We start from the raw sequence: 12743 nt of genomic DNA, 5'->3' as shown, positions 1-12743 counted from the left end.
AAACCATTTTGCGAAAATTCCTTGACACTACCGGAGAGGGCGATATAATACCGCTGTGTAACTTGTATGTGGCCGTGACCCATTTGCGAACAAAGTAGGTGCTGCGGTGTATTCAGCTCCGCCATCATAGTCCCATAGGTATGACGCAAATAGTGATACTTGAACATTATCCCGCATTTGGCCTTAACTTCCCGCGTGTGGAACTTCATGGAGTTTACCGTCTGGATTTTCCCATCTGGCAGACAGTTCACAAGCTCCGTGGAGGAAATTTTGCTTCCGTCCAAATCCTCAATGATACGCTGGTTCTGTTCCCGCAAGTCGGCAAGGTGGAGCTGGTCTTGCTCCCGCCGCTTCGCCAAATTCTGAAAATACACTTTCAGTTTGTCGCACATTTGGATTGTACGCTTTGCGTTGCGGGTTTTGAGGGACACAAGCTTGATACGCCCCTGCTGGTATTGCATTTGCCGGTCAATCAAAATCGTGCTATTTATCAGATCGACGTTCGACCATTTCAGACCGTAGCACTCATTGATACGCAGACCGCAATACCGTCCCAGCAAATACGCCGTTTCTGCATTGGTGCCGTGGAAATAATCATCCAGTACGGCAAGCTCTTCCCGATTGAATGATACAATATCCAAGTCATCATCCGTTTTCAGCTTTGGCATGTGGATTTTGGTATCTTTGTTGACACAGAGCTTGTTGTAACTGTCCACGTCGAGATAGTTCCGGGAGTAGGCTTGCCCGAAGAGCAGATAGAACATCTTCAAGAAGCCCTCCACATAGCGATAGGAGAGGCCGCGGCTGCAATACAGTTCCGTCAAGTAGTCCACCACCTCCGCCGCGCTGATTTCATCAATGTACCGCTCCCCGAACCGGGTGCAAAGGTGGTTTTTCCAGAGGCTGTCCTGCTTGCGTTTGGTAGTGTATGCCCGGTCACTTCGGCCATTAGCACAGTATTCTTGATAGACCTCTTGAACAGTTTTCCGTACCGTGGGCTTTGGCTTGCGGGAGTTCTGGGCGCTGTCAATAGCCGCTTGCCGCGCCTTGATTGCCTCACGCTTTGTTTTGAAGGGTGCTCCGAATTCATCTTTTGCCTTTCGTACTTCTTTGCGGACGCCGTTCACCATGAGAACATAGCGATAAGCCCAATTCCCATTCTTCAATTTGTAAACACCCGCGTCATTCTGCTTTGCCACTTGCAAATCCCCCTTGTGGATTTTTTTGTGGCAAAAAGCCAAATTCCAGCGTGTGAAAATGTCCACTTGTGGATAAAGAAATTTCCTGTATCTTCCTTCTTTTCGCCTGTTCCCCGGCGCCGAACGGCGAAGCCGTTTGGCTTCGGCCTGTACTGGGAGAAGGCCGCCTATGAGGAGGCCGAGCACGCCGCCAAGTTCGCCGAGCTGCTGGGCGAGGTCGTGACCGACTCCACCAAGAAGAACCTGGAGATGCGGGTCGAGGCCGAGAACGGCGCCACCCTGGGCAAGTTCGAGCTGGCCAAGCTGGCCAAGCAGTACAATCTGGACGCCATCCATGACACCGTCCACGAGATGGCCCGGGACGAGGCCCGCCACGGCAAGGCTTTCGAGGGCCTGCTGAAGCGCTACTTCGGCTAATCAAGCAGAATACGGAAAAGGGCGGAGCCTTCGCTCCGCCCTTTCTGATTGTATGAACCGGCGATAGGCGGCGGACCCAATTCCGGTATCCGCTGTGATAGGAGTATGTACGGATGAATAAAAAAGAGATTTTACTGGCGCGGCATTTTGCGACGTTGGCCATGGTCTATGCGGTGATTGCCATGGCATTGGGCGTATTTTATAGGGAGTTTACCAAATTCAGCGGCTTTGCGGGCAGAACCTCTCTGTCTTTCCTGCATACCCACTATTTTGCACTGGGAATGGTGTTTTTTCTTATCCTGATGCTGCTGGAAAAGACATTTGCCTTCTCAAGCCGAAACAGCGGGAAGTTCCTGCTGGTCTATCAACTAGGTCTCAATATCACAGGGCTGGGATTCTTTCTGCGGGGGATGAGCCAGGTGCTGGGAAATGAGTTGAGCCGAGGAATGGATGCCTCCATTTCCGGAATCTCGGGCATTGGTCATATTTTGCTGGGTATCGGCATGCTCTCTCTGCTTTTGCAGGTTCGGAGGGCGGCAGACGGAACCGGTGCCGGACAGAACCAGGACGGCGCGCTGCGGGGCTGATGTTCCGCAGCGCGCTTTTTCTAGTTTGGCGGCCGGAAGCCTATTGACCCGGGAAATGGGATCCACTATGATGGAGGAAGAACATGGGAGGAGGGATTATATGCCCAACAACGGGAACAACTTCCGGCATGCTCTGGCAGAGTATATCCGAGGCTGGGGCGAAGGACTGGCGGTCGAGGAGGAGAAATACATCGGCTGGCGCTTTATCGGCACACCCCGTAAGCTGGATATCGTGATCATGAACCCCCAGAACTGCCGCTCCATGGCCATCGAGGCCAAGCTCCAGGAGACCAGCGGTTCGGCTTTCGAGAAGCTGAGCTACGCCCTGGACGACTGTATGGCGGCCCCCATCCCGTCCATTATTGTCTTTTCGGGGCGGTATATCCGGGACGACATGAAGGCCAAGCTGATTTCCTCCGGTCATGGTATTGAAGTGGGCTATGAAAACGGGGCGATTGCGGACCGGTATGAGCTGCTCAAGCAACGCATTTACATCGAACTGGGGATGAATTATTTCCCCTTCCTCCGTCCATAGCCGTGCAGAAGGGGAAAAGGCCGTGTGCCGCCAAACGCGGCACACGGCCTTGAAATTCCGATGCTGGGACGTATGGGAAGGGAACAGGCGCCTTACGCGCCGTGCCGGTCGAAACGGATATCAAAATACTGCTTCGCAATATCGGGGTGGTCGTGCTCGAACTCAGACATGTAGCGGAAAGCGGAGCTGGTCAGGCCGTTGGCCTCGCAGAACTGCCGGAAGCTCTTCTTCTTGAGAAAGCTGGGTTGGTTGCACCAGCGGGCCAGGGTGATGAACATCCCTTTGTAAGGAGAGCGGTTGTAGTACTCGTGGCGCATGATGTAGGGCAGACACTGGTACTCCATCAGGATACGGATGCGCTCAAAGATGGAGGCGATCTCCTCCGCGCCCTGGGACTCATAGCCGGAGAGCACGTAGAGCTTGGTGGACTTGTCGGAGTGTCTCCGCCAAATTTTCAGGCCGCGCACCACCTGTTCGGCCTCGTTGATGTGGTCGAAGGCGAAGATATAGTCCCCGTGATACTTCACGTTCGCCAGCCGCCTGGCCTTCTCCTCGGTCATCAGACGCACATCCAGGCCCTGGCGGAACTGAAAGCGGCGGCCGGTTTCATCCAGCTCGTCCAGCACCTCCTGCCACTTGGGAAAGCCGAAAAACTGGTCGTCCCACAGGTATATGTGCTTGCGGGAGGGGTCGAAGAACTCCTTCACCGGAGAGTGGCGGAACACATGGTCATACTTCTGGTTGACACAGAAGGGGCACTTGCGGAAGCAGCCCCGGGTGGTAAAGCCGATGCTGTAGTCCATGTAGTCGCTGTAGGTCTGGGGCTTGATGCCCCGGGCGATCTGCCTGCCCACATATTCGTCGTAGAGGTGGTAGTCGGGCATATGGTGTTCGACCTCCAGGGGAAGGTCCGGGGCGGTCATCCAGAAAAAGCCGGTGCCTCCAATGTGCAGATTGGGGTAGTTCTTGGGATCAATGGGTACGTTGGTAAAATCAAATACCCGGGAGAGATATACCTCGTCGTATTTGGGAATGGAGTAGTAATCCTCCAGCAGGGTGACGTCGTTGCCCAGCTCCTTTTGATAGCCGCTGATTTTCATGAGAGCCAGGTTGGGGTGACGGGTCCCGTTATCGAGCAGATCCGCGTCGATAATTCCGATTGTCTTGGGCATGTTTTCACCGTCCTTCCGACCCAGTATAGCAAAAGTCGATCGACCTGTCAATCCGGGATCTCTCTGGATCATTTTAAAAATGATCCGAAGAGATCAAAGCGAAAATGGTCCGGTTTATAGGACGGATGCACCTTAACGGACGTTTTACTTGCAATCTGCGCCGGACGGGCTTATAATAAAAAAGCAAATGACAATACTGGAAAAGGAGTGATATGCGCTGTGAGCGGTGACCCTGTGAGTCGAGAATGTCCCATATGGAGCGCGGCGCATTGGCTCTGCGGCTGACCGGCCCGTCCGGTAGACCCGCACGCCGTGTCGCCGCTTGGCCTGTGCAGGAAGGATATTTTCCGCACAGGCGGCAAAGACAAATGCGTGCGGGGATTTTTATACCCTTTTGAGGGGCCCGCGCCGAGAAAGGCGTGAGATCGTTGCTCTCTATTTTTAAAACGATTCAAGGAAAAATGACCCGGCTGGATTCCGTGCAGGACGGCTGCTGGGTGAACCTGACCTATCCCAGCGAGGACGAGCTGAACACCGTAGCGGTGACGTTGGGCGTGGAGCCCTCCTTCCTCCGGGCCGCCCTGGACGAGGAGGAGACCTCCCGGATCGACACCGAGGACGGACAGACCCTCATCATCATCGACGTGCCCGCTGTGGAGAAGGATGACGCGGTGGTGTACTCCACTCTGCCCCTGGGCATCATCGTCACCGACAAGCACATCATCACCGTCTGCCTGAAGGAGACCTCCATTCTGAAGGATTTTCAGGACGGACTGGTGCGGTTTGCCGAAACCCAGAAGCGCACCAGCTTCATTCTCTATATGCTGTTGCAGGTTGCCAAACGCTTCCTTCAGTATCTGAAGCAGATTGACAAGATCTACAACTACATGGAGCGGCAGCTCTACAAGTCCCAGCGAAACAAGGAGCTCATTCAGCTCCTGGATCTGGAAAAGTCACTGGTCTACTTCAACACCTCGCTCAAGGCCAATGAGGTGACCCTGGAAAAGATTCTCCGGGGCCGCATCATCACCCTATATGAAGAGGACCACGACCTGCTGGAGGACGTGCTCATTGAGGTGCGCCAGGCCATCGAGATGGCTAACATCTACTCCTCCATCATCTCTGGCATGATGGACGCTTTCGCCTCCGTCATCTCCAACAATCTGAACGTGATCATGAAGGTGCTGACCTCCATCACCATCCTGCTGACCATCCCAAATATCTTCTTCAGTTTCTACGGGATGAACGTAGCCAATCTGCCCCTGGACCAGTTCTGGTGGTTCCCGCTGGCCCTGTCCGGCGTGGTGATCCTGGTGGTGGCTATTATCCTGAAAAAACGGGATCTCTTCTGAAGAAACGGTGGACCATGTCCACCGTTTTTTGAATCAAACTTTATGTGTGGATTCATATTCTGGTAACAATTACATGTTATACTGGATTATATTGGAGAGATGCACATTTCACAAAGGCGTTCTGCGGTACGCAAGGCAGAGCGGAAGAATGGAGGTTTTCTATGGCGAGCAATCCAAACTACTGCGATATCACCCCTGAGATTGAAGCGCTGGCGGCCCAGTCCCTGCAAAACAGCAGCATTGACGCGGGGGACTATGTGAGATACGACGTCAAGCGCGGCCTCCGCGACCTCAACGGCAAGGGTGTTCTGGCGGGCCTGACCGAGATCTCCGACATCATCGCCAAAAAAATGGTGGACGGGCAGGAGATCCCCTGCGACGGCAAGCTCTACTACCGCGGCATCGATGTAGAGAAGCTGGTGGCGGGGGCGCTGAAGGAGGGGAGGTTCGGCTTTGAGGAGACCGCCTATCTGCTCCTGCTGGGCCGCCTGCCCAACGCGGCGGAGCTGGAGAGCTTTAAAAACCAGCTGGCCTACTACCGTACCCTGCCCGGCAACTTCGTGCGGGATGTCATTCTGAAGGCGCCCAGCCAGGATATTATGAATTCCCTGGCCCGCAGCGTGCTGAACCTGGCCTCCTATGACGAGCGGTGCGACGATATTTCCCTGCCCAACGTCATGCGCCAGTGTCTCCAGCTCATCGCCCTGTTCCCGGTACTCAGCGTCTACGGCTACCAGGCCTACACCTACAAGAGCGGGAACAGCCTTTACATACACGCCCCCCAGCCGGAGCTGTCCACGGCGGAGAACATCCTCTCCCTGCTGCGGCCTGACTCCTCCTACTCCTTCTGGGAGGCCCACGTGCTGGACATCTGCCTTACCCTTCATGCCGAACACGGCGGCGGCAATAACTCTACCTTTACCACCCATGTGGTCACCTCCTCCGGGACGGACACCTACTCCTGTATGGCGGCCGCCCTGGCCTCACTGAAGGGGCCCAAGCACGGCGGCGCCAACATCAAGGTCATTCGAATGTTTGAGGACATGAAAGAGCAGGTGAAGGACTGGAAGGACGAGGACGAGGTGCGCCATTACCTCCAGGCCCTGCTGGACAAGCAGGCATTTGACAGAGCTGGCCTCATTTACGGTATGGGTCACGCGGTCTACTCTCTCTCCGACCCCCGTGCCAACCTGCTCCACTCCTTTGTGGAGAAGCTGTCCCGGGAGAAGGGCCGTACGGAGGAGTATGAGTTGTACTCCCTGGTGGAGCGGCTGGGCCCCGAGATCATCGCCGGGGAGCGGAAGATGTATAAGGGCGTATCCGCCAATGTGGACTTTTATTCCGGTTTTGTCTACCACATGCTGGATCTGCCCCTGGAGCTCTATACCCCCCTCTTTGCCATGGCCCGGGTGGCCGGATGGAGCGCCCACCGTATCGAGGAGCTCATCAACATGGGCAAAATCATCCGCCCGGCCTACAAGTATGTGGGAACCCACGCGGATTATGCGCCGCTTGCGGAGCGGTGACCTCAAATCCATCCGAAAGAAGTGTGTGCGGAGATGAAGTTTACGCTGGTAAAGGGCGTGCCTGAGCGGCTCGAGGAGTATCGGGAGGTCTTTTATGGCTCCAAGCTGTACGACGCCTACTTCGCCGAGGGGGACAGCCTGAATGAGAACCTGCTCCGTGCGATGGCGGACGGCGATCTCTATGTAGCCATGAGCCCCGGGGACGAGGCCGTGGGCGTCATGTATATGACCCGGAACGGCCTGGCCGGCCTGCCCTATCTGAATCTGCTGGGTGTGAAAAAGAAGTACCGGGGCCAGGGCATCGGCACGGATCTGGTCAAAATTTTCATCGGGGTTATGGAGGAAAAGAACTATCCCAATATGTTCATCATGACCAGCCAGTTCAATACGGGGGCCAAGCGGCTCTATCAGTCCCTGGGCTTCCAGCCCAAGTGCCTGCTGCACGATGTGATTCGCAAGGGCGTGTCCGAGTGGCTGTTCATGCGGCCCAACCGGAAGCTGGCGTAAAGAACATAAAGAGGAATCCCCCGGCGGTGCCGGGGGATTCCTCTTTATTTGCTCCGGCGTACCTCCAGATAGTAGTATTCCTGATCCGGTTCCAGCGGCACGGAGGTAAGTCCGGCCGCCAGATCGAAGCCGAAGTTCTGACGGACGATGGCAATCTGCTCCGTGTGGGCCAGCGCGGCGGTCTGGCACGTGAAGGAGAGGGCGGAACCCAGCTGCGTAACCAGATCATAGCCGTATATGCCCCGGTTCTCCGTGTGGGCGCAGGCGAAGTCAAAGCTGGCCTCCTTGGGCAGGGCGGCCTCCACCTGGACGCTTTCCCCGGCGGGAATCGTGAGGACGGCCTCCGCATAGAAGATGCGCTCCTGTATGTTGACCCAGGAGAACACATCCTCCAGCCTGGCCATGTCCGCCGGCACCGCCGTGCCCAAGCTCCGGCAGAGGGTGTCAAAAAATACCTCCCTGGAGAGGGACGCCGCGTCCGTCTCCCCGCCGTACTTGTGGGCCAGGGTATCCGGGGGTGGACAGAGGGCCTCCAGCACCTCCCCCAGGGTGGATTTATACTGGATAACGGCGGCGCTCACCCCGTCCAGCTCCTCGCCGGGGTCGCAGCCTCCGTCCCGGTAGCCCTGGATGGTGTACTCCTCCAGAGCGCCGCCCACCGCGATGAGCAGGCGGGGGTCCTGGGCGTGGGGGGAGTCCGGCTCGGGCAGAGAGAAGCTGCGCCGGGCCCACCCCGCCTCCCGGTCAATGGAGCTGCCGTGAAAGCCGTAAGTCAGCACGGCGGGGGTGTCCTCCGACCAGGGGTAGGTTACCGCCAGGGTGGGGGCCGCGGCGTCGCTCTCCGGCCGGGTGAGGTCGGTGAAGGCGTAGACCGTCACCGGCGTGTCCAGGGCGGGGATCTCGGCGTGGGCCGCCGCAAGATCGTTCCCCTCCACCAGGGCGGCGTACTCCTCCCAGGACTCCAGACTCTGGCTCCCGCCCACGCCGGGGCGGATGACGGCGTCCAGCGCCGTACCGTCCGCCGTCAGGGTGGGGGGATAGAGGGCGTAGAAGCTGCCGGAAAAGGGGTAGACCAGGGTGACACTCTGGTCGGTGTTGGTGGGATTGGTGAGCACATAGGAGTCGGTGACGTCGATGTCGGTGGTGTGCCCGTCGCCCCAGGGGGCGAAGTCCAGTGTGATGGTGCGGCGGGCGGTGAGCCCGGCGTCCTCCAGGGTGGTCAGAGGAAAGACCGGCCCGGCGTAGGACTGGAAGATGCTCCCAGTGGCGTGGCCGCCTCCGCCGGCGGAGCTGCCCCCCAGCCGGGGCAGAAGCAGGGTTCCCCCCAGCAGCAGGACGGCCAGGCAGGCGCACACCCCCATCCAGGGGCGGAGTCTCCGGCGGCGGGCGGGTGCCCCGGCCAGCCCGGCCACCCGGGCCCGCAGCTCCGGGGAGGCGCGGAGCGCCTCCACCTGGGCCAGATAGTCTGATTTATGCATCGTCAAAGCCTCCGATCATCCGTTCCCGCAGGGCCTGCCGCCCCCGGGCCAGCCAGGAGAGCACCGTGTTCCGCTTGGCGCCCAGTATCCTCCCGATCTCCGCGGCAGTATAGCCCTCAAAGTAGTGGAGGTAGAGGGCGCTGCGGTAGGGTGCGGGCAGGGCGCGCACCTCGTCCAGGACGGAGGGCTCCGCCGCCTCCGGGGCGGGAATGGCCTCTGTCAGGGGCACCTCCGTCCGGCGCTTGGCCCGGTAGAGGTTTTTGCACTTGTTGACGGTGACCCGCAGCAGCCAGGCCCGCAGGTGTTCGGGCTCCCGGAAGCGCTTGCCGCTGCGGAGCAGGGCCTCAAAGACCTCCTGGGCCACGTCCTCGGCGTCCTGGGGCGAGGGGGCGGCGTGGAAGGCCGCGCGGTATACGGTGTCCAGATAGTGTTCCACTGCGTAGGAAAAGAGGGCGTCCCCCCGGAGCTGGTCGGCCATGGCTCTCGCTCCTTTCTGCCCTATACACACCTGAGAAGGGCGGATGATTGCATGGATTGTACCATTTTTGGCGGGAAAGCGCCAGGGGCGCGGACGTTTTTCGTCCGCGCCCCTGGCATTATTTCAGCGCATTTGCCACCCGGTCCAGGGTGGCGGTGTGGTTCTGATCCAGCAGGTGGGTGTAGATCTTGCCCGTGGTGGCGGGGGTGGAGTGGCCCAGGGCCTTGCCGATGTCGAACAGGGGCGCGCCCTGGGCGGAGGCCACGGTGGCGAAGGTGTGGCGCAGGACGTGGAGGGTGATTTTGGGCAGGTGGTGGGCCTGAATGAAGCGGGTGAAGGCCAGGGACACAGCGTTGGGGGAGTAGGGGTTACCCTTGGCGTCCACCGCCACCATGCCGGTGTCCGGCCAGGCGTCTCCCAGGGCCAGCTTGCGCTCGGCCTGTCGGGCGCGTTCCCGCCGCAGCAGGCGGTAGAGATCGTCGCTCATGTGGAGGATGCGGTTGGAGGAGCGGTTCTTGGTCTCCTTCTGCACGATCTCCGCCCCGGCGGCGGTGCGGGCCTCCTTGATGTGGAGCTTGCGCAGCTCGAAGTCCACGCTGCTCCACCGCAGGCCGCAGATCTCCTCTCGCCGCAGGCCCAGGCTGCCCGCCAGCTTGACGATCAGCTCCAGCCAGTGGCCCTCCACCAGGCCGAACAGCCGCTTGAGTTCCGCCGGGGTGTAGAATCGGGCCTCATGGGGGATGACCCGGGGCGGCTCCACCCGCTCTGTGGGACAGCGGAGAATGATGTCCTGCCGGAGCGCCATGTGCAGGGCGCAGGAGAGCAGATCGTGGTGCCGCCGTACCGTATTGGCCGACAGGCCCTTGTCCCGCATGAGCATGGAGTAGTATTGCTGGAGATGCTGGGGCGTCAGCTTTTGGATGGGGACGGAGCCCAGCGCGTCGGACAGGTGGTTGTCGATGATCTTGCGGTAGCCGTAGATGGTGGTGGCGGCTCGGTTGGGCTGAATGACCTCCTCCATCCAGTATTCCAGCCACTGATCCAAGGTCATGGAGCGGGGGGCCACGGTCTGGTGGGTGTCCTGTTCCGTCTGAAAATCGCGCAGGCCCCGGCGGGCCTGGGCCAGCGTGGGGTAGGTCTTGTACTTCTTCACTCGCTTGCCGGTTTCATCCAGGCCGTAATCCATGCAGACATAGTATTTCTGTCGCATTTCGTCAAAAGAAATATTAGTTTCTACTTTTTTTCGAGCCATCGCTTCAAAATCCCTCACTTTTCGACAGAATTGGACTTTTACAGTATCATACGAAATTGTGAAAGACCATAATAATCCCCATTCTGGCGTTATTATGCGCCAAAATGGGGTTTTTATGTAAAAAATATGCTTATTTGGAAGCGATGGCCTCGGCGACCCGAATGCCGTCCACGGCCGCGCTGGTAATCCCGCCCGCGTATCCAGCCCCCTCGCCGCAGGGGTAGAGGCCCCGGATGGGGGACTGAAAGTCCTCCCCCCGGAGAATGCGCACCGGGGAGGAGGAGCGGCTCTCCACGCCGGTGAGCACCGCCTCCGGCGCGGCAAAGCCGCGGAGCTTGCGGTCGAAGAGGGGGAGGGCCCCCCGCAGGGTGTCGGCCACGTAGCCGGGCAGGCAGCGGTCCAGCTCCGCCGGGGTGACGCCGGGGCGGTAGGTGGGAGCGATGCGCCCCAGGGCCGTGGAGGGCCGCCGGGCCAGGAAGTCGGCCACCGTCTGGGCCGGGGCGCGGAAGCCGCCGCCGCCCAGAGTGTAGGCGGCCGCCTCCCAGCGGCGCTGGAATTCTACCCCCGCCAGGGGGTGCTCCGAGCCAAAGTCGGCGGGGGACACCCCCACCAGGAAGCCGCCGTTGATGTTGGCCCCGTCCCGGGCGCGGCAGCTCATGCCGTTGGTCACCAGCCGCCCCTCCTCCGAGGCGGCGGCCACCACCTGCCCGCCGGGACAGACGCAGAAGGTGAAGGCGCTGCGGCCCGTGGGCAGATGGCAGGCCAGCTTGTAGTCCGCCGCGGGCAGCCGCTCCCACGCCGGGCCAAACTGGGCCTCCGACAGGGCGGCCTGCGCATGCTCAATGCGTACCCCGATGGCGAAGGGCTTGGGGGCCATGGGCACTCCGGCGTCCAGCAGCATCTGGAAAGTGTCGCGGGCGGAGTGTCCGGGGGAGAGCACCAGCGCGTCGCAGGGCAGGTCATACCGGCCGCCGGGGCCGTCCACCGCAACGGCCCGCAGGACGCTGTCCCGCACGTCCAGGCCCGCCAGCCGGTGCCCGAAACGCACGTCGCACCCCAGGGCCAGCAGCTCCCGCCGCACATTGCGCACCACGTCCCGGAGAATGTCGGTGCCGATGTGGGGCTTGTGCTGGTAGAGGATGTCCGCCGGGGCGCCCGCCTCCACCAGCGCCCGGAAGACCGTGGAGATGCGGGGATCGTGGGTGCCGGTGGTCAGCTTGCCGTCGGAGAAGGTGCCCGCGCCCCCCTCGCCGAACTGCACATTGGAGGTGGTGTCCAGCACCCCCGTGGCCCAGAAGCGCTCCACGTCCGCCGTCCGCTCCTCCACCGGACGGCCCCGCTCCAGCACAATGGGGATGACCCCGTTCCGGGCTAAAAAGAGGGCGGCGAACAGCCCGGAGGGGCCCATGCCTACCACCACCGGCGGCAGGGGGGAGGTCCGCCGTACCGGCGGAAAGGCGTAAGGCCGCTCTGCATGGAGGCTCACGTTTTTGTCCCGGCAGCGGGCCATGATCCGGGCCTCGTTGTCCACCTCCACATGGACGGTACATACATAGTGTACGTCGGATTTTTTGCGGGCGTCGATGGATTGCCGGGCCAGGGTGAGGGAGCGGAGCTGGCCGGGGTTCAGCCCCAGGAGCCTGGCGGCCCGCTTGCGGAGCTGCTCCTCTCCGCCGCCGATGGGCAGGGGAATGTTTTGAATTCGGATCATGGCGTTACCTCTCTGTTAAAGTTGGGGGAATGGGTATGGCAATCCGGCGCATCGGGTTCATGCCGCCCGCGGGCGGGGACAAGCCCCACCCCTGTATTCCGGGGCCGCTCTTTCCATACAGGCCGGAGCGGCGGAGGCGTTACGGAGTAAGCCCCCGCCGCCGGAAAGCTACCGATAGAACGACTTGGGGGAAGTTCCAAGAAGGGGGAATCGCAATTCCCCCTTCTTGGCCGTTTCAAGGGGTGGATTGTTAAGGCGGGGGAAATCGGGACCGCAGCGGCTTTGCCGCGAGGAGGGAACCATCACAGGGGCCCGCCGGAGGCAGGACAAGAAAACAGATACAAAAAAGTTCATATGGAAGATGCGCCAGCCCGACACAATGCGGGCCGATGTGGGCAGAAGGTGAATTGCCCCAGAGGAGCAAGAGAGGCCGCCTTGGGGCGTCGGCCTCCTACGCGGAAGGGAGACAGTCGTGGCACCCGGCCCAACGCATAGCGGCGTAGGGGCGACCCTTGTGGTCGCCCGCGGG

Annotated in this window: 11 protein-coding genes and 1 pseudogene; 6 read left to right on the top strand and 6 right to left on the bottom strand. The window is 60.3% G+C overall.

Annotated features, from left to right (window positions below):
• The coding region (locus HMPREF0372_RS11435; RefSeq protein WP_155117017.1) for a tyrosine-type recombinase/integrase at positions 1-1199 on the bottom strand (1199 nt) is incomplete at its 3' end.
• 144 nt (positions 1200-1343) lie between these two features.
• On the opposite strand from HMPREF0372_RS11435, the pseudogene HMPREF0372_RS11430 reads away from it, so the two are divergent.
• The 3 genes and pseudogenes from HMPREF0372_RS11430 to HMPREF0372_RS11420 form a co-directional block, all read left to right on the top strand.
• Positions 1344-1616: pseudogene (locus HMPREF0372_RS11430) on the top strand (ferritin family protein); the annotation flags it as partial.
• 113 nt (positions 1617-1729) lie between these two features.
• Positions 1730-2203, top strand: a complete 474-nt coding sequence (locus HMPREF0372_RS11425; RefSeq protein ID WP_007492479.1) for a DUF2871 domain-containing protein — start codon at positions 1730-1732, stop codon at positions 2201-2203.
• A gap of 100 nt (positions 2204-2303) precedes the next feature.
• Complete coding sequence (locus HMPREF0372_RS11420) at positions 2304-2738, top strand: PD-(D/E)XK nuclease superfamily protein (protein ID WP_024725083.1); 435 nt, start codon at positions 2304-2306, stop codon at positions 2736-2738.
• 92 nt (positions 2739-2830) lie between these two features.
• Here HMPREF0372_RS11420 and HMPREF0372_RS11415 read toward each other — a convergent pair whose 3' ends face one another.
• On the bottom strand, positions 2831-3910 hold the full coding sequence (locus HMPREF0372_RS11415; RefSeq protein WP_024725084.1) for a radical SAM protein: 1080 nt from the start codon (positions 3908-3910) through the stop codon (positions 2831-2833).
• 428 nt (positions 3911-4338) lie between these two features.
• Here HMPREF0372_RS11415 and HMPREF0372_RS11410 point away from each other — a divergent pair, with 428 nt between their 5' ends.
• From HMPREF0372_RS11410 to HMPREF0372_RS11400, 3 genes are all read left to right on the top strand, one after another.
• Positions 4339-5262: a magnesium transporter CorA family protein gene (locus tag HMPREF0372_RS11410; protein ID WP_024725085.1), complete on the top strand. Its 924-nt coding sequence runs from the start codon at positions 4339-4341 to the stop codon at positions 5260-5262.
• A gap of 161 nt (positions 5263-5423) precedes the next feature.
• Entirely contained in the window at positions 5424-6788 is a 1365-nt protein-coding gene (locus HMPREF0372_RS11405; protein ID WP_007492470.1) for a citrate/2-methylcitrate synthase, read from the top strand.
• Positions 6789-6821: 33 nt separating this feature from the next.
• The gene (locus HMPREF0372_RS11400) at positions 6822-7295 is read left to right on the top strand and encodes a GNAT family N-acetyltransferase (RefSeq protein WP_007492468.1); all 474 of its coding nucleotides are present in this window, start codon (positions 6822-6824) and stop codon (positions 7293-7295) included.
• 44 nt (positions 7296-7339) lie between these two features.
• On the opposite strand, the gene HMPREF0372_RS11395 is transcribed toward HMPREF0372_RS11400, so the two are convergent.
• From HMPREF0372_RS11395 to HMPREF0372_RS11380, 4 genes are all read right to left on the bottom strand, one after another.
• Entirely contained in the window at positions 7340-8773 is a 1434-nt protein-coding gene (locus HMPREF0372_RS11395) for a hypothetical protein (protein WP_007492466.1), read from the bottom strand.
• Entirely contained in the window at positions 8766-9251 is a 486-nt protein-coding gene (locus HMPREF0372_RS11390) for an RNA polymerase sigma factor (RefSeq protein ID WP_007492464.1), read from the bottom strand. Before HMPREF0372_RS11390 ends, HMPREF0372_RS11395 begins: the two co-directional genes overlap by 8 nt.
• Positions 9252-9369: 118 nt before the next feature.
• Positions 9370-10503, bottom strand: coding sequence for a tyrosine-type recombinase/integrase (locus HMPREF0372_RS11385; protein WP_050810495.1), 1134 nt, complete (start codon positions 10501-10503; stop codon positions 9370-9372).
• 130 nt (positions 10504-10633) lie between these two features.
• Entirely contained in the window at positions 10634-12214 is a 1581-nt protein-coding gene (locus HMPREF0372_RS11380) for an NAD(P)/FAD-dependent oxidoreductase (RefSeq protein ID WP_007492459.1), read from the bottom strand.
• Between the last annotated feature and the right edge of the window lie 529 nt (positions 12215-12743).

Source organism: Flavonifractor plautii ATCC 29863 (genome assembly GCF_000239295.1).
Classification (GTDB): domain Bacteria; phylum Bacillota; class Clostridia; order Oscillospirales; family Oscillospiraceae; genus Flavonifractor; species Flavonifractor plautii.
The sequence above is the reverse complement of the archived record's forward strand: the minus strand, read 5'-3'. Positions and strand labels throughout refer to the sequence as shown.